Annotated in this window: 17 protein-coding genes; all 17 read right to left on the reverse strand. The window is 64.3% G+C overall.

All coding sequences use genetic code 11. The annotated features are described in order from the left end of the window. Positions 1-13: 13 nt before the first annotated feature. Entirely contained in the window at positions 14-322 is a 309-nt protein-coding gene (locus tag ACSYG9_RS04715) for a hypothetical protein (RefSeq protein WP_440126040.1), read from the reverse strand. Positions 323-408: 86 nt separating this feature from the next. Beyond that, positions 409-2,070 carry an FAD-dependent oxidoreductase gene (locus ACSYG9_RS04720; RefSeq protein WP_440126041.1) on the reverse strand — a complete coding sequence of 554 codons (1,662 nt, stop codon included), beginning with the start codon at positions 2,068-2,070 and terminating at the stop codon, positions 409-411. 66 nt (positions 2,071-2,136) lie between these two features. Beyond that, positions 2,137-2,574, reverse strand: a complete 438-nt coding sequence (locus ACSYG9_RS04725) for a nuclear transport factor 2 family protein (protein ID WP_440126042.1) — start codon at positions 2,572-2,574, stop codon at positions 2,137-2,139. 58 nt (positions 2,575-2,632) lie between these two features. Then, a complete protein-coding gene (locus ACSYG9_RS04730; protein ID WP_440126043.1) occupies positions 2,633-3,466 on the reverse strand; it encodes an SDR family oxidoreductase in 834 nt (277 codons plus the stop codon). Positions 3,467-3,471: 5 nt separating this feature from the next. After that, positions 3,472-4,215 carry an EthD domain-containing protein gene (locus ACSYG9_RS04735; RefSeq protein ID WP_440126044.1) on the reverse strand — a complete coding sequence of 248 codons (744 nt, stop codon included), beginning with the start codon at positions 4,213-4,215 and terminating at the stop codon, positions 3,472-3,474. Then, complete coding sequence (locus ACSYG9_RS04740; RefSeq protein WP_440126045.1) at positions 4,203-5,111, reverse strand: TIGR03619 family F420-dependent LLM class oxidoreductase; 909 nt, start codon at positions 5,109-5,111, stop codon at positions 4,203-4,205. Before ACSYG9_RS04740 ends, ACSYG9_RS04735 begins: the two co-directional genes overlap by 13 nt. A 5-nt stretch (positions 5,112-5,116) precedes the next feature. Beyond that, a complete protein-coding gene (locus ACSYG9_RS04745; RefSeq protein ID WP_440126046.1) occupies positions 5,117-5,995 on the reverse strand; it encodes an alpha/beta fold hydrolase in 879 nt (292 codons plus the stop codon). 29 nt (positions 5,996-6,024) lie between these two features. Further along, positions 6,025-7,752 carry a CocE/NonD family hydrolase gene (locus ACSYG9_RS04750; RefSeq protein WP_454841401.1) on the reverse strand — a complete coding sequence of 576 codons (1,728 nt, stop codon included), beginning with the start codon at positions 7,750-7,752 and terminating at the stop codon, positions 6,025-6,027. A gap of 107 nt (positions 7,753-7,859) precedes the next feature. Further along, positions 7,860-8,543 (reverse strand): SDR family oxidoreductase, encoded by a 684-nt coding sequence (locus ACSYG9_RS04755; protein WP_440127539.1) that lies wholly within the window; start codon positions 8,541-8,543, stop codon positions 7,860-7,862. A 98-nt stretch (positions 8,544-8,641) separates the two neighbouring features. Beyond that, positions 8,642-9,688 carry a phosphotransferase gene (locus ACSYG9_RS04760; RefSeq protein WP_440127540.1) on the reverse strand — a complete coding sequence of 349 codons (1,047 nt, stop codon included), beginning with the start codon at positions 9,686-9,688 and terminating at the stop codon, positions 8,642-8,644. A 35-nt stretch (positions 9,689-9,723) separates the two neighbouring features. Then, positions 9,724-11,277, reverse strand: a complete 1,554-nt coding sequence (locus ACSYG9_RS04765) for an FAD-dependent oxidoreductase (RefSeq protein WP_440126048.1) — start codon at positions 11,275-11,277, stop codon at positions 9,724-9,726. After that, the gene (locus ACSYG9_RS04770; protein WP_440126049.1) at positions 11,274-12,149 is read right to left on the reverse strand and encodes a VOC family protein; all 876 of its coding nucleotides are present in this window, start codon (positions 12,147-12,149) and stop codon (positions 11,274-11,276) included. Before ACSYG9_RS04770 ends, ACSYG9_RS04765 begins: the two co-directional genes overlap by 4 nt. Positions 12,150-12,162: 13 nt before the next feature. Further along, positions 12,163-13,386, reverse strand: coding sequence for an amidohydrolase family protein (locus ACSYG9_RS04775; RefSeq protein WP_440126050.1), 1,224 nt, complete (start codon positions 13,384-13,386; stop codon positions 12,163-12,165). A gap of 18 nt (positions 13,387-13,404) precedes the next feature. Next, entirely contained in the window at positions 13,405-14,616 is a 1,212-nt protein-coding gene (gene hsaA, locus ACSYG9_RS04780; RefSeq protein WP_440126051.1) for a 3-hydroxy-9,10-secoandrosta-1,3,5(10)-triene-9,17-dione monooxygenase oxygenase subunit, read from the reverse strand. Between the two features lie 161 nt (positions 14,617-14,777). Next, positions 14,778-15,569 (reverse strand): FCD domain-containing protein, encoded by a 792-nt coding sequence (locus tag ACSYG9_RS04785; RefSeq protein WP_440126052.1) that lies wholly within the window; start codon positions 15,567-15,569, stop codon positions 14,778-14,780. Positions 15,570-15,606: 37 nt separating this feature from the next. Then, the gene (locus ACSYG9_RS04790) at positions 15,607-17,877 is read right to left on the reverse strand and encodes a CoA transferase (RefSeq protein WP_440126053.1); all 2,271 of its coding nucleotides are present in this window, start codon (positions 17,875-17,877) and stop codon (positions 15,607-15,609) included. 15 nt (positions 17,878-17,892) lie between these two features. Further along, positions 17,893-19,059, reverse strand: coding sequence for an amidohydrolase family protein (locus tag ACSYG9_RS04795; protein WP_440126054.1), 1,167 nt, complete (start codon positions 19,057-19,059; stop codon positions 17,893-17,895). Positions 19,060-19,086: the final 27 nt, after the last annotated feature.

Genomic DNA, 19,086 nt, shown 5'->3' on the forward strand with positions numbered 1-19,086 from the left:
CCTGCCTTAGGGATCAGTCCGAAGAGGGCAAGGGCCGTGCCGCACGTTCGGGAAGCACACGTCCGTCCAGGCTCAGCGAGCCCGGCCCGGCCGAAGTACACACGACTTCCAAGCCGGTGTCCTCGTCCCAGTAGCGTTTGCCGATCACGGTGCCCAGGTCGTAGCCCTCGGCCGGGCCGGGCTTGGAATCTGCATTCGTGCCGGCCGGCAACATCGCGGTCCCGCCACACCGCAGATCGATGTCCGACGGCGGTCCCTTGACGACGACAATCGATGTCGCACACACCGCGCTGATGTAGCGCTGACCCGAACGAACCTGCATTTTCATACCTCCGAATTCACGCCACAGATGTCACTGGGCTGGTCAGGATCCATCACCACGCGCCAACCGCGCGAGTTTCTCCGTCGTCACCCGATGGCCGCAACCGGAGAATCGGCCTCGACCTGCAGGGCGGCGCCGTGCGTCAGATGCTTCCCTGCCAGGTAGCCGAAGGTCATTCCCACCGCGATCGGCGTACCCCCGCCCAGGTAGGCCCCGCTGAGAGCCGACGCGGCCGTGTTGCCGGCGGCATACAGCCCACGGATTGGCCTGCCCTCGTCGCCGAGGACCTGCGCATGCTCGTTGATTCGACACCCACCGCTGGTGCCGAGCGTCCCGGGCCACTGTTGAACGGCGTAGTAGGTCGGGCCGAGAATACGTCCTGCCTGTCCGTCGTCTCCGGTCTCGTCGGCTGCGGTGTTCTCGGCTGCGGAGTTCTCAGCTTCGATGCTCGCAGCAAGTCCTGCCGGGTCGACCCCGATGATCTCCGCGAGCTCTTCGATCGTGTCGGCGCGGGTGATCCAACCGGGCGCATCGTCGGTCGGTGCCACGGAGAGGATCGCCTTCTCCTGCTTCAGATTCTGTCCGAACACGACCCAGGCAGGTGGCAGGTTCGGATATCCGGGCAACGCCGGGTCGAAGTTGCCGAAGGTCTTGGGGAAGTCGTTGTAGGTGAGCGCGCCGTCGGCGAAGCGTTCACCGGCGCGATTCACGATGATCGAGCCAGGTCCGAGTCCACGCATCATCTGTGGGAACGGCTCTCCATCCGCACCGACGATCGCCGGGTCGAAACCGGCGCCTTGGCCCCAGTAGTGGTTCATCTGAGCCAGCTGTGCACCGGCCCTCATCGCCATCCGGTGCCCGTCCCCCACGTTCCCTCCGGGTGACAGCGGCTGTACGTCGTACCCGATGTGCGCACGCATCATGTCGCGATCCCACTCGAAGCCGCCGCAGGCGAGCACGACACCGCGGTGCACGCGAATGTTCAAAGGGCCTTCCGGCGACGATGCCTGGATGCCGATCACCGCATCGTTCTCGTCGACGACGAGGCGCTGGGCCGGAGTCTGCAGCCGGACTTCAACATCGTGATCGAGGAGCGTCTTGAGCAGAGCACCGACGAGCGCAGCGCCCTTCACCCGGATTCCGCGCCGTTCCCGTTCGGCGACAGCCTCGAGCGTTGCCAACGCGCCGCCGCGCCCCCGAGCGGCCTCGTCCTCCTTCAGTGTGGTGTCGGCGCCCAGAGAGAGCAGACTGCTGCGGGTCGCCAACCGATCCGACCACTCCCCGAGTTCATCGACGGCAGGGAATGGAAGCGGCTCGACGCTGCGCGAGAAGTCCTTGCAGCCCGGCACTCTCTCTCGGATCGCCTCGTAGTAGTCGTGAAGGTTGGCCACCGACTGGGTTTCCAGCGGTGTCACCGATTCGAGGAAGTCCAGCATCCGGGGAGCCGTGTCCACAAAAACGTCGATGAGGTGCGGGTCCACCACGCGACCGCCGGCGATGTGGCGAATATAGGAGATGGCATCCTCGCGACTGTCCTGCAGTCCGGCCGGCGCGAGATGACGATTGTTCGGGATCCAGATGGCTCCGCCGGAGACACCGGTGGTGCCACCGAGGACGGATTCCTTCTCCAGGACCTGAACCCTTGCTCCGTCAACGGCCGCGGTCACTGCGGCGCTCAGGGCAGCGGCACCTGAACCAACCACCAGCACATCGCATTCCGCATTCCACCGACTCATCTGATTGTTCATGTGACGCGTTCCTTCCGTTCGGACGGTCACAGACCGCACCGCGGTCCGTGTCTGGAGGCGTGAGCCCTAGTCGAGGGCGTCACGCAGTTCGTAGAGCCGGTCGTAGCCTGTCGAGAGAATTCGCCAGCCCTCGTCTGTTCTCACGTACTCGTCTCGGTAGTACGCGGCTCCGCGGAGGACGGTCTTCTTGCTGCGGTCGACCACGGTGTCGCTGAGGGCCCAGGTCGCGACCGCGCGATCGTCGGACTCGATCGTGATGACCGGGTGTGAGACCAGATGCAGCGATGAACTGTCCGGCTTGGCGAGGCTGGTGTTCTGCAGGAAATCCAGGACCGCGGCCTTACCCTCGTGTTTGTGCCGGCCCGAGTCGTACCAGCAGACCACGTCGTCGGCCAGGCACTCCGCCAGGTCGTCCCAACGGTTCAGATCCACAGTCCGCATGTAGGTGTACTTCAATTGCTTGATTTCTTCGATGTCGTTTAGACGCGAGACCATTTCGGTCATGCTCACTCCCTAGGCTTCCGAGTGGGTTGACAGGCGTTCGATCTGCTGGTGAACAGCATTACCCGACCAGAACCGCCCGGTCCTCCTGGCGCGGCGAGGCACCCAGATGCTGACCACAGTCCAGATCCAGGAAGCTCCCCGTAATACCACTGGCCCGCTCTGAACACAGGAAGATCGCTGTCTCCGCGATCTCCGCGGGAGTGACGATCCGGCCCAGCGGCGACCGCCCTGCCCGCACGGCGAGTTCGTGCTCGGTGGTGGTGCCCAACGTCTGAGCTCGTTCGGCGGCCCACTCCCGCAGGCCGTCTCCCTGGATCGACCCGGGGAGGATGCCGTTGACCCGGACGCCGGGTCCCCACTGCAGAGCCGCGGATGAGGTCAGCGAAGTGACGGCGGACTTCGCGGCGGCGTAGGCGGCCAGCGTAGCGGAAGGTTTTGTGCCGGCCTGGGAGCCGATCGCGACGATCGCTGCACCCGGCTGGTTCAAGTGCGGGTGCATGGCCGTCATCACCCGCCAAGTGCCCATTACGTTCACATCGAGGCAGCGGAGCCAGTCTTCCTCGGGTGTCTCCACCATGGGCGCTTCGGGTTCGGTCCAGAAAGCCGCGTTCACCACGGCGTCCACCCCACCTCCGACCTCGGCGGCAAAGTCACCGAACGCCATGCAGGATCCCAGATCGGTGACATCGACGCACTGCCACCGTGCCTTGCCCCCCAGTTGTTCGACTTCGTCGGCGAGCGCCGCGAGCCGCTCGGCGCTCCTGGCACCGAGCACCACCACCGCGCCCTCGCGGACGGCCGCCTTGGCCACAGCGGAACCGACACCGGGTCCGGCTCCAGTGATGACGACGGTCTTGTTCTCCAGCAGCATCGGGTCTCCTTGGTTGCTCATTGGTGTCACAGTGGTTGCCGCAGCGGGACGCGGCGCAGGTAGGAACTGGTCGGAAGCACGTCGAGTCCGGCCGCGTGGTCGATGAAGGTGCGGGTGCTGGCCGACATGCGACCGCGGTTCTCCTCCAGCTTCCGGGGATCTCCATCGGTGGCATAGAAAGCGTGCCGGTCCGTCAGGGCTTCGAGCGGGAAATCCTCTTCGACGATTGCTGCCCAGGCGGGGCCATCATCTTGCAGGGCATGGACCACAAGGTTCTGGCGGTAGCCGAACGTGCTCTGGGTCTCGACGGCGACGGCGGTGTGGTGGTCGAGCCACCTACTTCGCCAGGAGTCGGCGTCCTGGTTTTCACTGCGCTGGATGAAGGCAAGTTGCGTGAACCCCGCGCCGCGATCGTCCAACGGCGCCGCCTCGACCGGTGTGCGTAGCGGCTCCGACTCCAGGACGGCGTATCCCGCGATCCGCTCGCCGGCCTCGCCTATCGCCTCGGCCACCGCAGCGAAACGGTACGGCGTGGCCGAGTGCACCCAGAGGCTGACGACAGCCTCCATCTGCGGTTCGGTCGCGATCCGGCGCAGTCCGTCGGGCACCTGCGCCATGCCTGGGAGTACTGCGGCATCGATGACATTGATACGCAGTCCGAGCACCGGCAGCTCCAGGAGCCGGTCGGCGAAGGACGTGCGGAGCCGGCCGGCGAACACCGCAGGATCTTCGCCGGGACTTCGCCACACGGCGTACATCAGTTTCTGCACGTGGGCCCCTCCAGGTCGGCCGCCAACCGCTCCATGTGCTCGATCACGTCGCCCACGTCGTCGGAAGGCACGCCGTCGGGTGTCGGCCGAACCGAGACATGGGTGACTCCGAGGTCTGCAAGCTGCGCCAGTCCGGCGGCACTTCGATCCGTCTGCCCACTGGCGTGCACCTCATACCCCTGCCAGTCGAGGCCCGCTTCAGCGCGCGCCGACCGTACGGTCTTGATCAGACCGGCCAATGTTTCGTGGTCGGTCGCTGCCGCGATCCATCCATCACCCAGCGTTGCCGCCCGGCGCAGGTTTGCGGCCCCGTGCCCGCCGACGAGTAGCGTGATCGGCTGCACCGGGACCGGGTTGAGTTTGATCGAATCGAACGCGTAGTGGTAGCCACGGTGATCGTGGTAGCCCTCTGTGACCAGAGAGCGAAGAATGCTGAGCGCCTCCTCGAACCGGGTTCCGCGCCCCTGCTCAGGGACGCCGAGAACGGAGTAGTCCTCGGGCCACGGACTCATCCCGACGCCGAGTCGGACACGGCCTTCGGCGAGCACCGCCAGCGACGCTGCCTGCTTGGCGACCAGAACCGGGTGTCGCACGGTCACTTTGGTGACCGAGGTCTGCAACCGGATCCGTTCGGTGACCGCAGCAAGATGCCCGAGCAGCACGAACGGGTCGGGCATCGCAATGGTCTCGAGGAACGTGCGGTCGCCCGTGGAGTTGTAGGGATAGCGCGAATCCGATTCCTGCGGATAGAAAATGCTGTCGCCGACCGACAGCGCACCAAAGCCGAGCCGATCTGCGGCCTGCGCCAAGGGCACCAACCATTCGGTCCGCACCCCGGTGAGGTTGATCGTGACCTGTTCTGCACCGATGCCCGGCGCAGTCTCTGTGGCGGTCATCGATCTCACGCCACGGATGTGGTTGGGCGGGTCAGGAACTCCATGACCACGCGTTCGAACTGCACACGCTTCTCCGTCATCGCCCAGTGACCGCAACCGGAGAAGACGTGGAGCTCCACCTCGCGCATCTGACGCAGCGGAAGCCAGGCCATCTCGAGTGGGGTCACTCGGTCGTCTCGGCCCCAGGTGATCAGGGTCGGCGCGGCGATCTTGGGCACCTGCGCCCACAGCGGGATCTCCTCGGTGGGGCGCTTGCTCTTGCCGCCCACGTGGGAGAAGAAGAGTTGGAGCCACTCAACGGCCCCAGGCTCCATGGCATTACGCCACCGCTCCTCGATCAGCTCCTCGGTGATGAACGACTTGTCGCTGACCATCGTCTTCATCCACGCGACCAACCGCTCACGCGTGGGGTCGTGCGCGAACTCGACCAGACGGGAAAGTCCCTCCGGCGGGGACGGCGCCAGGATTCCGGCGCCGACACCTCCCGGTCCCATCAACACAAGCTTGTCGAGACGGTCGGGATTGTCGAGCGCGAAACGTGCAGCAACGCTGCCGCCCATCGAGTTGCCCAGCACGTGTGCCTTCTCCACACCGAGGTCGTCGAGGAGCGTGGCAATCGCGTCCGACGAAATCCGGTGGTACGGGCGATCCATTTCCGGGCGCGGGCTCAGACCGAACCCGGGCTGATCGGGGATCACCGTCTGGAAATGCTGGGAGAACAACGGCAGGTTGGCGCCGAAATTGCCCCAGCCGGAGACGCCGGGACCCGAGCCGTGCAACATCACCAAGGTCTCACCCTCGCCGGCAATGTGGTAGCTCAGCGGAGTAGCGGCGTTCAAGGTTCGCCGCGTCCCTTCACGGGTAACGTCTACCGTCTGCAGCATCTGGTCTCCTATCGAAGTGGCGGGGTGGATCAGGACGAGGTCGTCGACGCGGTAGTGGCCACAGCGACAACCGGAAGCAGTACCGCCGAAGCGGCGAGCCCTCCGGAACGAACGGTTTGGGTGCGTACGACGCCGTCGATCCCGCCGACGATCGGGTGGCGCGGTGACGAACTACCAGCGATGTGCACCCGGATCCGGTGCCCGGCCAGGAAACGTTGGGCGGTGGCCCCCAGTTGGACCCGCACGGGGGCCTTCGGAGTGGCGGCCCCCGCAGGCACGTGCACGTAACCGTCACACACGTTGTAGCTTCGGCCGTCCTGGTGGACGTCGCTGACGGTGATCGAGTAGTCCGCCTCGGCGCTTCCGTCCACCCACAACTCTGCTTCGACCCAGCCGATGACGTCCAGATCCTCGGCAAGTTCGGGACCGGTGTAAACCAGGACATCGTCGCGTTGCTGCACCTGCGTCTGTTCCACCGGTCCGGCCGGGCAGACTGCCTCGGGGGTCATGTGGGCACCGCCGGCCGTCGGCACGGGGTTCTCCGGATCGTGCTGCCAAACGTCGGAGACCTCTACCTCGGGCGCGTCCCAGGAAAGCGTGCCGTCCTCACGTGTCGCGGCACCGTTGCCGACCAGATGCAGACGAGACAGCTGTGCCTCGGCAGGAGGCCACTGCGGGTAGTCCCGCCACACGTTTTCGCCCATCATGAACAGTCGGACCCGCTCCGGGTAGGGCCAGGTGACCGGCTCACCGGCCAGAGCGCTGCGGAAGAACCGAATCTGCAGAGTGTCCATGTCGAACATTGCGCCGGTACCGAAGTAGAGGTCGCCGATCTTGAGCTGGCCGACCGTGCTTCCTCGCGGCACCCGGTGGGCCCACGGACCCATCAGCAGGAACTGCTGGTCTCGCACCGATTCGGGTGCGCGGACCGTCATCCCCTCGAAGTTGCGCAGCGTGCCCACGTGAGCCTGGTCGTACCAGGAACTCAGGTGGAGAACGGGCATCTCGATGTCGGGATAGCACGACTCCACCGACAGCGAAGTCCACGCGTCCGAGGTCGGATCGTCATCGGCCGCCCAATCGAAGAAAAATGGGGCGATGTCTCCGAGCACGGTCTCGCGCAGTTTCTCGATCGGTGCGGTCCGGGCCCACGGAGCAAGGTCGTTGACCGCTTCCCGTGCCTCGCGCGCAGCCGAGGGACGGAGCTCACCGCGCTTGATCATCCGATGCGCGATGCCCCCGCCCAGCGCGTTGAGGGAAACACCGAGGAGCGCACCGAGTTCGAAAGCGCCTCCGCGGTAGCTACGGCCTTCGAAGTAGTCGCTGCTGGCTTGGAACGGGGCGAGAGCCATCAGGCCTTCGGGCGCGCGCTTGGCTGCCTGCCAGGCGGACGCTGCCATGTACGAGCTGCCGTACATGCCGACTGCACCGTTACACCAGCTCTGCGCGCGTACCCAGGCGACGGTGTCCTCACCGTCCACGGCCTCGGCGGTGAACGGATAGAAGTCGCCGTCCGAGCGGCCGCGCCCTCGAACATCCTGGATCACCATGGCGAATCCCGCGGCGGCTGCCTTGATCGGATCGAGCACCACCCACAGGCCGGGGTTGAAATCCTTGCTGTACGGCGTGCGCTGCAGCAGCGTCGGGAAGGGTCCCCCTCCCGCCGGCCGATAGAGATCGGCCCTCAGGATCGTGCCATCTCGCATCGGCACCTCGACGTTGCGCTGGACGATCAATTCCGCACTGTGCGTTGTCATGTGAGGAAACCTAGAAGCCGGCGAGTGCTGACGGAAGAGCCTCGTGCCGGGGGATGGAACCGAATCCTGCCGATTCTCGACAGCCCACCCCGCACGACGTCGCGTGCTCAGACATAACCGCCGTCGAGACGCAGCACGGCACCGGTAGCGAAGCTCGACGCAGCGCTTGCGTAGTAGAGCGCAGCCCCGACGATCTCCTCGGGACGTCCACCGCGTTGCAAAGCCATGGTCCGACGCGCCCGCTCCTCGAATTCCTCCATGTCCCATGCCTCCGCGACCTCGGTCAGGAACGGGCCACACAGGATCGCATTGACCCTGACCGTGGGCCCGAATGCGTGAGCGAGACCTTCCGTCACGGCGTTCAGCCCGGCCTTCGCGGCCGCATACGGCAGGGCATGTGGACGCGGCTTGATCGATTGGGTCGAGGTGATGTTGATGATCGAACCGCCGCGGCCTTCGGCCATCTTCGTGCCGGCCAGCACCGAGAGCCGGAACGGGCCACGCAGATTGACCCCGATGACCTTGTCGAACAATGCCTCTTCGAGCTTGTCCAGACTCGGATACAGCGGCGACAGCCCCGCATTGTTCACCAGCACGTCGAGCTGACCGAACCGCTCGTGTACCACTGCCATCAGGTCATCGCACTGCGACCACTCACTCACATTGCAGGCAAACGCACTGGCACGGACCCCGTAGGTGTCTCGCAGTTCGGCCGCAACCTCCTCGCATGCCGCGAACTTTCGGCTGGCGATGATCACGTTCGCGCCCCGCGCGGCAAAACCGTGAGCCATCTGCAGCCCCAATCCGCGACTGCCCCCGGTGATCAACACCGTCTTGTCTCGAACATCGAAGATCGGATCGGTAGTGCTGTGCGGCGAGACTGCGATGGTCACGAGATGATTCTTTCTGCGCGGCGGAAGAGGGCTTGGCTCATCCCATGGAGGCGGACGCCGACGGCCGGGTCGGCCAACCCCGCGCGCGAACGTGCATGGGTGCCTTCGAGGATGACCCCGATCTTGAAGCAGGCGAGCACGACGTACCAGTCCACGGCACTCACGTCGAGTTCACTGGTGGTGCAATACCTGTCCACCAGCTCGCCTGCGAGGGGAAGACCCTCGGTTCGGTAGATGGGCCCGGCGATTCCGATCGGCTCGTCGGCCGATGGCCAGGTCGCCAGGAACCGGCCGAGATCGAGGAGCGGGTCACCGATGGTGGCCATCTCCCAGTCGACGACGGCCAGGACACGAGCGTCGTCCTCGGAAAAGATCAGATTGGCGAGATGGTAGTCGCCGTGCATGATGCCCGGCCGGAAAGTCGCGGGCCGATTGGTCCCGAGCCATGCCACGATCGACTCCAGCCCAGGCAGCTCGACGCCGTCGTAACCATCGAGCGCGAGGAACGAGTCGATTTCTCGCAACCATCGGGGGACCTGACGTTCCAGGAACCCCTCCGGCTTACCGAACTCTCCGAGGCCGATGCTTCGGTAGTCCACGTTCCCCATGGTTGCAAGTACGTCCATCGCGCGGAACGCAAGATCTCTTCGTAAGTCCCGGTTCTCGGCGAACCGCGGTGGGACGACAACGGCCGGGTTGAATCCGTCGACCATCTCCATGACATAGAAGACACATCCGGCGACGCTCTCGTCGGTGCAGGCAGCCACCAGCTCGGCATGTGGGACAGCGCTACCGGCCAGCGCACCGAGGATCTCGATCTCGCGCCGCAACACCACATTGCTGCTCTTGCGCAGGTGCAGCGGAGGGCGACGCAGCACGAGCTCGTCATCCGCGTGCGTGTAGCGGATCAGGATGTTCTGGGTGCCGCCGGCCAGCACGTCGACCGGGCTGCCGGGGTCGGGCCCGATCCCCTGGGAGTCGAGCCAGGACGAGATCCGATCCCAGTGGGCAAGTCGCTGATCAGGCTCTCCCGGTGTGCCCACACCGACTGGGGGCGACGGCGACAGTTCTTCCGTCCTCACGTCTGCGCCTTCTCGACCATGTGCCTGGCAGCGAGGTAACCGAAGACCATGGACGAACCGATCGGCGCCCCCGGCCCCGGATAACAGGAACCGGTCCAGGAGGCCATGATGTTGCCTGCTGCGTAGAGACCGACGATCGGTTCGCCCGATTCGTCGAGAACCCGTGCGTTCGGATCTGCGCGCAGACCTCCCTTGGTACCCAGATCACTGAGCACCATGGGCAGCGCGTAGAAAGGGCCCGTTCGTACCGGTGCGAGTGCCGAGTTGGGATACACCTCGGGATCGGCGAAGAACAGGTCGAAGGCATTGTCGCCGCGTCCGAATTCGTCGTCGACGCCGGTTGCAGCGAACCCGTTGAACCGCTCTACGGTCGCTTCGAGGTTCTTCGTAGGTACGCCCAGGGCAGCAGCGAGCTTGCCGATGGTTTCTCCACGATAGGCGAAGCCTCCGGCGAGCCACTCTTCCGGAACCGGAGCACCCGGCGGCTCACCGTTGAGCCCGTAACGGTCGACGTACGCCTGATCGACGATGAACCAGGCGGGTAATGTCAAGGCGCCGTTCAGGATACCGGTCCGGAACGCTCGACCGATTCGGTCGTACGGCAACGACTCGTTGCAGAAACGACGACCGTCCTGATCAACGACGATCGACCCCGGATGCCCGCGTTGATGGACCCGGAATGACGGGCCGAGCGGGGTATCGAATGCAGGAGTCCACCATGCCTCGTGGAGCAGATCGGCAGCAGCGCCGATGCGGCGTGCCTCGGCGAGTACTTCGCCGGTGCTGCCAGGGGCGCCCATCTGCCAGCCCGACTCCACTGGATGCCCCTCATGCTTGCGCATTTCGATGTCGTGGTCGAAGCCGCCGGCCGCCAGGAGCACCCCGGTTCGGACACGAACGTTGATCTCACCGTCGCGACTACCGAGGCGGGCACCGATGACCTCCCCGGAACGAGTGTCAAGCTCACGCAACGGTGCCTCGAGCTCGATCAGCACCCCGGCACGCACGCACGCCTGAATGAGGCGGCCCAGCAGCGCGCGCCCACCTTGGAGCCGGTTACCCGTGTCGTGGCCGCCTCGGATCAACGGCAGTTCCGGCCGGATCAGGCGAACCAGATCGTTGCCGACGGCCCAGTCCGGCAGGGGTTTCGGGAAGATCGCCCGGCCGTTCGGCATATACCCTGGGGCATCGGGGTAGTAGTCGGGGAAGGCACGCCAATTGAACTCGATGGACGGGTCCTGGAGCAGGAAATCGACCATCTCCGGCGCAGCGTCGAGATATGCCTCACGCAGGTCGGCGAATCCGGTGCCATCCGTCGTCGCAGCAATATATGCATCGACCTCCTCCCGCGTATCGTCGAACGCAGCCGCCGAGACGGAGTTCAACGGCAGCCACAGTCCGGCCCCGGCGTAGGCGGTGGTGCCCCCGAGGTACTCGGTCTTCTCCGCGAGGATCACGTCAAGACCGAGGGTGGCAGCGGTGAGAGCGCCCGTGAGCGCGCCCGCACCGCCACCCACCACGAGGACATCACACTCGAGCAAGGAGGTCATGCACTTACCTTTCTGTGACCCCAGTAGCTGGTAGCAGTGGTTTCGTACGTGGGTGTCCCGGGTTCGACGAGGCGTCCCTCGCAACCCACCTCGACGGTGAAGCCGTCAGGAGTCATCGAGTAGAACGAGACCATCCCGTCGTTGCTGTGCCGACCGAGCGTGAGACGCTGCTGGATACCCGAATTCAGGGCACGGTCGTAGGCTCGACCCACATCGTCGATCGAGCCGACTTCCACCATGAAGTGGATCAGCTGGGCCGGACCCGGCCGCTTCATCAACGCCACCGTGTGGTGGCGACGGTTGCAGCCCAGAAATGTGATTCGCTCATCTCCCCGCTTGCCATCGGGACCCATCGCACGCATGGTGTTGCGATCTACGAAGCCGAGAGCATCCCGGTAGAACTCGAGCGCCTCGTCCGCCTCCGGTCCCCCGACGACGACGTGCCCCATACCGAGGTCTCCTGTGACGAATTCCCGCACATGGAGGGTCTCGAGCGGGTCGTGCACCAGCGACGGTCCGCTGTACAACTCGAGCGGCATACCGAACGGATCGCTCATCATCCGCAGGTCCCGAACTCGCCGTGCGTCACACTCGGCGGAAGTCCCTGTGCGGATGCCGATTCCCCGTTCATTCAGCGATATCGTCAGGGAATCCAGTGCATCCCGGTTCTCCATCTCGAACCCGATTCCGGCGACCCGCCCGGATTCACCGGGCATTATCTCGAGCCGTGTGGCGTGCTCGTCCATGCGGAAGGCGACTCCGCCCTCGGGAAGCCGATCAGCGGTCATCCCCAGAACCTGGGTCCCGAACCGGGTCCATGCAGCGACGTCGACCGAAGTCAGCCGGAGGTATCCGAGAGAGTGGATTGTCATCGAGGGATTCCTGTCACCGTGCGAGAGTCTGCATGGCGTCCTGGAACCACTCGCAGTCCTTCGGGTAATCCTCAGGCGCGAGTGGCACCTGGATCTCATCGGGGCTGGGGCCGACACGCTCGGCGATCTTGTCGAGCTTCGCCAGATCGAAACCGTAGAGGTTAGCGCAGGTCTCACCGAGTAGACGACGGGCATCCGCCTCTTCGACGTCCGCCAACGCGACCCGCAGGTGCTCGCGAGTGTATGGCGCGGTTCCCTCACGGTGAGGGTAGTCGCTGCCCCACATGACGTTTCCGGGCCCGAGACCGAGGGCCGGTTGCACCTCACCTGGCCTGATCGTGCTCGCGCCGACGAAGCAGTTACGGGCGAAGTACTCGCTCGGACTCAGCGACAGCTTGTCGAATGCCTGCTTGACGAACATCTCCAGCCACGGACGATCGGACACGGCCGCGAACTGCACCTCGAGCCTGTGCAGCGTCTCGAGGACCCACTTGACACCCTGCTCAGTCATCGAGAACTTCAGATTCGGGAACTTCTCGAACACGCCACCGATGAGCATGTGCGACAGCGTGCGGTTGGTGAACAGACCGAATTCGTACAGCATGACCGCGGAGGTGGCCGGATCGTCCGGGTACTCGGGCTCACCCGAACCGGAGTGCGTACCGACGACCAGACCGGTCTCCTCGACGGCACGCCAGACAGGATCGTAGTAATCGGTGTAGTGAGGCAGGGCCGTCGGGTGGTTCGGCGGGCTGGCAGGGATGACCACGCCACCGATGACGCCGGTCTCGGCGGCCCAGTGGATCTCCTTGACTGCGTCCTCGATTTGGTGTGGGAACACCTGGATCATGCCGCGTCGCTGTACCGGAAGCTCGGAGCAGAAGTCGACGAGCCAGCGATTGTGCGCCTGGATACCGGCCCAGCGCTTGTCGTAGTCCTCCTTGTTGGTGGGAAGCGGGACGACATTGACAATGGAGGGGAAGAAAGGCGGGATCGTGTTGGGGAAGATCACCTCACCGACAACGCCGTCCTCTTCCATATGGGTGCGGCGCAGTTCGCTGTCCCAGTTCCGAGCGGCGGTGTCGTTGACCAGATCGTCCCACGGGCTCGCGTATGCCTTGGCCCACGCGTCGAACTCCTCGTGCCAACTCGACGGAAGGTATTTCTTGTATTCCCAGAGATCAGCGCCGGCGTGGGTGTCGGCAGAGACGATGGTGTAGTTTTTCTTCGCGCTCATTGTGCTTGTTCCTTCTGCTCAGACTACGGATTCGCTTGGGCCCAGCCCCATGGCGTTGTGGGCCCAGCTGTGCAGGGTTCGTTCGTTGGTGTTGACTGTGTGGTGCTTGGCGGCATGGGCGTCGCGCCAGATGCGCTGCATGGGGTGGGTGTCGCTGATGACGGCTGCGCCTGCGCGGTCGAAGACATCGTCGATGGCAGACACACATCGCACGGTGCCCAGGACCTGATCGCGGCGAGCGGTCGACCGCTGCTCCATCGTCGGAACTCCGCCTGCTGCGAGGGTGGTATGGATCTCGGAGATGTTGCCGAGCAGTTGGCGACGGCAGGCGTCTATCGTGCTTGCTGCGGCGCCGAGAGCTGCTACCGAGTACGGGTCGGCATCGAGCATTTTGCCGTGGGCGCGACTGACTCGCTTGCTCTGATAGTCGACGGCAATGTCCAGCAAGCCCTGAGCCATTCCGATCACGGGGGCGGTAATGACGCTGGGGAACATCGTCGCGAACGGCATACCGTAGAGCGGCGAAGTGTTGCTCACGCGTCCGGGGGCGTCATTCGAGTAGACCTGGGTCTTCGTCAGCGCACGGTGAGAGGGTACGAATGCGCCGTCGATCACGATGTCGTTGCTACCGGTACCGCGCAGTCCGACGGTGTGCCAGACATCCTCGACCACATAGTCGGTCCGGGGGATCACGACGTTGTAGGTGGTGGGAGGGCCGTCCTCGTTCACCTGTAGCGCGCCCAGAATGGCCCATTGGCAATGGTCACTGCCCGAGGAGAAGCTCCACCGTCCCGTGAGTTCGAACCCTCCGGGTACGGCTGTAAGTTTGCCTCCCGGCATATAGGACGAGCTGATCCAGGCATCGGGGTTCTCATCCCAGATTTCGTGCTGGAGCTTGGCATCGAAGAGCGCGAGCTGCCAGTTGTGGACGCCGACGACCCCGGTGACCCATGCCGTCGAACCACAGTGTTCGGCGATCGTGAGCACCGCTTCGTAGAACGCCGCGGGTTCTGTCTCGTAGCCACCGAACGCTTTGGGCTGCAGCATGCGCATCACCCCGGCGTCCGTGAGCTCCTTGACCGTGGAATCCGGGAGCCGGCGATCGGACTCCGCTTGCGCGGCACGTTCACCGATTCCGAGGAGCAGATCGTGCACTGCCCCGAGCACTGCGCCGACCGCAGCCTCGTGGCCGGTTCCTGGACCCGGATGTGGGCCGCCTTTGCTTGGCATCTTTCCTCCTGATGTTCCGGGCTGCGCGATAGTTGGACACTAGGCGCATAGAACATGTGTGGAGGAGGGTCAGGTGCCACTGGATGAGATCCGCTTCACAGGAAGTTCGTACTACCGGCCGAGAGCCGAAAACACTTGCATACCTAGGGTGAATCCGGTACTCAGACCCATTCGATGACGGAGTCCAGCGTCATCGAATAGTGCGCTTCGACGTACTCCGCAAGACCGGCCATGTGCTGGCTCATAAGCTGTTCGGCACGGGCACCGTCCTCGGCTGCGACGGCCTCGGCGATGGCGCGGTGCTCAGCGTGGACCTCGGGTCGGTCGGCCGGCTCGGTGCGGGGTCCTGCGGCGCGGATGAACTCTCGGTAGATCTGGCCGACGGCGCGGGCGAAGAGACTGAGTACCGGGTTGGAGGCCGAGTAGCTGGAGATCACATCGTGAAAGTTGCGGGCCTGCGCCCGGAAAGCGGTGCCCGGGCCCATCTCGTGACTGGTGACCTCTAACAGCGCTGTCTGCAGCTCGGAAGTACCACCAATTGCCAGTTCTCGTACCAAGACCGGTTCGAGCGCCTGCCGAGCCGCGATGATGTGCCGATATGTGACACCCATGATCTGGCAATACAGCCTGATCACGGAACTGAACTCTGCGCCGTCGCGATCGTTGACGACCGGGCCCCCGTTGGGACCCGGCCTCACGTGGATCAACCCGATCGACTCGAGCATGCGCAGAGCTTCCCGGACCGAGGCGTAGCCCACACCGTAGTTCTCGGCCATCGACGGCACCGAGGGCAGCCGGTCGCCGGCACCGAGACCCGCGTCGATGATGTCGGCCACCACCTTTCGCGCGGTGTGTTCCGACATCTTCTGTGGACGTCGCAGCGTGGTGGCGGGGCTCGACTCGCGGCGGACCGACTTTCGCGGGGCGGGGTCTTTCGCCTCGTCAGCAGGCATCTCTCTCCTCTGGTCGCACGAGCGACCAGGGTGAAGTTCAGGTCGACAGAGAGTTGAGAACCTCTGCAGTGTGCTCTCCCAGAGTCGGTCCGGGACCGGTCTTACGACCCGGCGTATCGGACAACCTGACAGTCGAGCCCACCTCCCTGATGTACCCCCAGTCCGCGTGCTCTAGGTGCTCGAACACGTGGCCCGATTCCACTGCCCATTCCTGCCAGAAGAATTCCGGCATGAACGGCGTCTCGCGAGCCACCTCGTTGGCGATCCTATGCGAGTCGAGCCATTCTGTTGCAGAAGGCGTGTCGAGAGTAGACAGATAGATCTCCAGTGAAATTCCCAGCGCCTCCTCTGAACGGAGGTTGTTGACACTGGCGCCGGCCGACTGCAGTCCCTCCCGCAGACGGCACTGGGCGCTCTCCCCCACTGCCGCGACACAGACCCATCCATCGGCGGTCTCGAACAGACGGTACGTCGGCGAGAGCCCGAGTTGTCTGGCATCGAGTCGAGCGGTATCCAGCGGCTTGTGCTCACCGTCGGTCATATGCTCGCTCACCGCGAACAGGCTGGCATGGAGTTGCGGTGCGAGAACGGACTGACCTTCACCGGTGCGGGCCCGGTGTTCGAGTGCCATCAGAATGCCGGTGGCCCCGAGGAATCCGCCGTAGTAGTCCTCGCTCGCGCGTGCTCGGCGCACCGGCTTGTTACCCGTGCCCGACGCGACGTACATGAGTCCCGTCAGCGCCGACAGTAGCGGCGCAAAACTCTTCTCCATGGCGCACGGGCCATCCGCGCCCCAGCCCGGCTGATAGCAGTAGATGAGATCGGGCTTGTACTGTCGCAGTGACTCGTAGTCGACGCCGAGCCTCTCCGCCTTGCCCGGCCGCAGATTGTGCACGACGATATCCGCAGTATCCAGCAGACGCAGGAAGCGACTCTTGCCCTCCTCCGTGGTCAGGTCGAGCACGATGGCCCGCTTACCGCGCTGACACGCTTCGAAGGGGTCGGGCAGGGACCGCATCGTGTCGCCGATCGGCGGCTCGATCTTGATCACGTCCGCACCCAGATCGGCGAGGTACTTGGCCCCGTACGCGGCGGCCATGAACTGGCTCAGATCGAGAACGCGCAGCCCCGACAACGGATGGTCGAGATGCTCACCCGCGACCTCGATTTTCGGTTCGAGCGCGAGCAAAGTGGGAAGCTCCGACTGGTGCAGGCCCACAGTGGGCGCCGGCTCGGGCAGCGCCGGATTCACGGTGGAGAACTTGATCACCGGAGCAACCTGCCGCACCGTTCCGTACTCGGCATCGGGCATGTCCATGACCAGACCTGCGTGCCGAACCTGCTCGTGCTCGAGAATCTCGCCGGGACGCAGCACCGGCACCACCGCGACGTCGCGGGCGCGGAGCAGATCGAGCCATTCGTCGCGAGGTCGTGTCTTCCAGATCGTCGGCACCTCGTGTCGTGCGATCCGAAACTCCTCCTCGCTCAATGGCACTGCCATCTCTACCTTGCCGGTGACAGCCCTGAAATATTCACCTACGCCGAGAACCTCCATGGCGGCTTTGAATGCCCCGTTGCCGCCGGTGTGGATCATCAGGTACTCGCCGTCTCCGCACTCGAACAAGTCGATCAGCACGCGCCGGTGACCGAAGTGGCCTTTCTCCTCGGTGTCGAGGTACGACTCGTCCTTGGTGGTGAACCACCAATTCATGGGCGCCTGCCCGAGTACACCGTCCAGAATCGAGACATCGACGCGTTGCCCGCGCCCCGTGATACGACGGGCACGCAATCCGGCGAGAACCCCGATGGCACCGAGGAAACCGGTGGTGTACCCGACGCTCGGATGCCCCAGGAATATAGGTGCCTTGCGATGGCCCGGTTGCTCGGCCATGAATCCCATACGGGCGGCGACCAGCGCGTCGTAGCCCGGACGGTCCTGCCACGGCCCGGAGCGACCGTACGCGGTGGTGGACAGGTGCAGCAGGCGTGGATTGAGGACGGAGGTGTCCTCGTAGTCCAGACCCAGCTCCTTACTGCGCGCGACACCGTACGACTCGATGAAGACATCCGCCCGTCGCAGGAGCTGACGCAACGTGTCGGCATCACCGGGATTGTCGGGATCGAGCACGATGCTCCACTTGCCTCGATCCCACATTTTGCGCTCCGGAGCGGTGGCATCGATCCCACCGCCCGGCCGCTCGACCTTCACGACATGCGCGCCATAGTCGGCCAACAGGAGCGAGGTGATGGAGGAAGGCATCCCCCACGAGGCGTCTATGACGAGTAGTCCGTCGAGCGGCCCGGGCATGTGAATACTCCGTTCTTACTTCGAGACCAAGGTCGGGATCTGGGCGTCGCGAACCCAATCCGGAATCTCGGGGACCGTCCAGTTGAACATCTTCTCTGCGTTCTTGTAGAGAATCATTTCCGCTTCGTCGTCAGGAACATCCTTGAAGAGTTCCTCGACCGTCGGCTGAGTTTCATCCCAGATGCAGTTCGCGTGCGGGTAGTCGCACTCCCAGAAGATGCGGTCCAGACCGATCTCATGACGATTGGCCAGACCGTACGGCTCGTCGATCATGCAGAACCACATATTGCGCTTGCAGATCTCCGACGGGGTCAGGCTCTGATCCAGGTCTCCCCAGTACTTGTGCAGGCCGTATTGACGGTCGGCGCGCTCCAGCGTCACCGGAACCCAGCCGATGCCGCCCTCGGAGTACACGAGCTTGATCTTCGGGTACTTGCGGGCTACCGGTCCGTACATCATGCCGACGGCGTGAGTGATGGTCTGCGTCATACTCAGGGCGATCTCGAGTGCCGGCGACGATTCCGCCGGACGGAACGCCTTCCATCCACTGGACGCGATGTGCATGCAAACCGGAATTCCCTCGGCCTCACAGATTTCCCAGATCGGGTTCCAGTAATCCGTGTAGTAAGACGGGAGACCGAGGTTGCTCGCTTCCTCCGGTATAGTGATCGCCCGGAAGCCACGCGCAAGGTTGCGCTTGATCTCCTTGACCGCAGCTTCGATGTCCCAGAGCTGGATGATCGCCATCGGCACGTACATCTCGGGGGCGACGAGGTGCCAGTCGTACATGAAGTCGTTCCAGGCCTTCACGCAGTAATCTGCGAGTTCCTTGTCCTGGAAGCCGATGAACAGAGCACCACCGAACCGCGGCAGCGTCGGGAAGCTCAAGCTCGACATGATTCCGGCCATCTCGAAGTCCTTTTTACGAGCAGCCGCGTCATAGCAACCCGGGATCATGTCCTCGAATCGCATGGGCTCCCTGCCCCACTCCTCCTGAGGCTTGCCAGCGACGGCGTTGAGGCCCAAGTAGGTGTGCCGAGTATCTTCGTACATCCAGAACTCGGCACCGTTCTCGTCCTCGAGAACACGTGGGGCACGGTCTTTGAACCGCGCGGGAACCCGCGAAGTCCAGGTGTCGCGCGGTTCGACGATGTGATCGTCGACGCTGAACAGTTTGCGCATTGACCTTCCTTCTTCCTTGGTTGGTTC

The sequence above is a fragment of the Rhodococcus sp. SJ-2 genome, assembly GCF_053750035.1.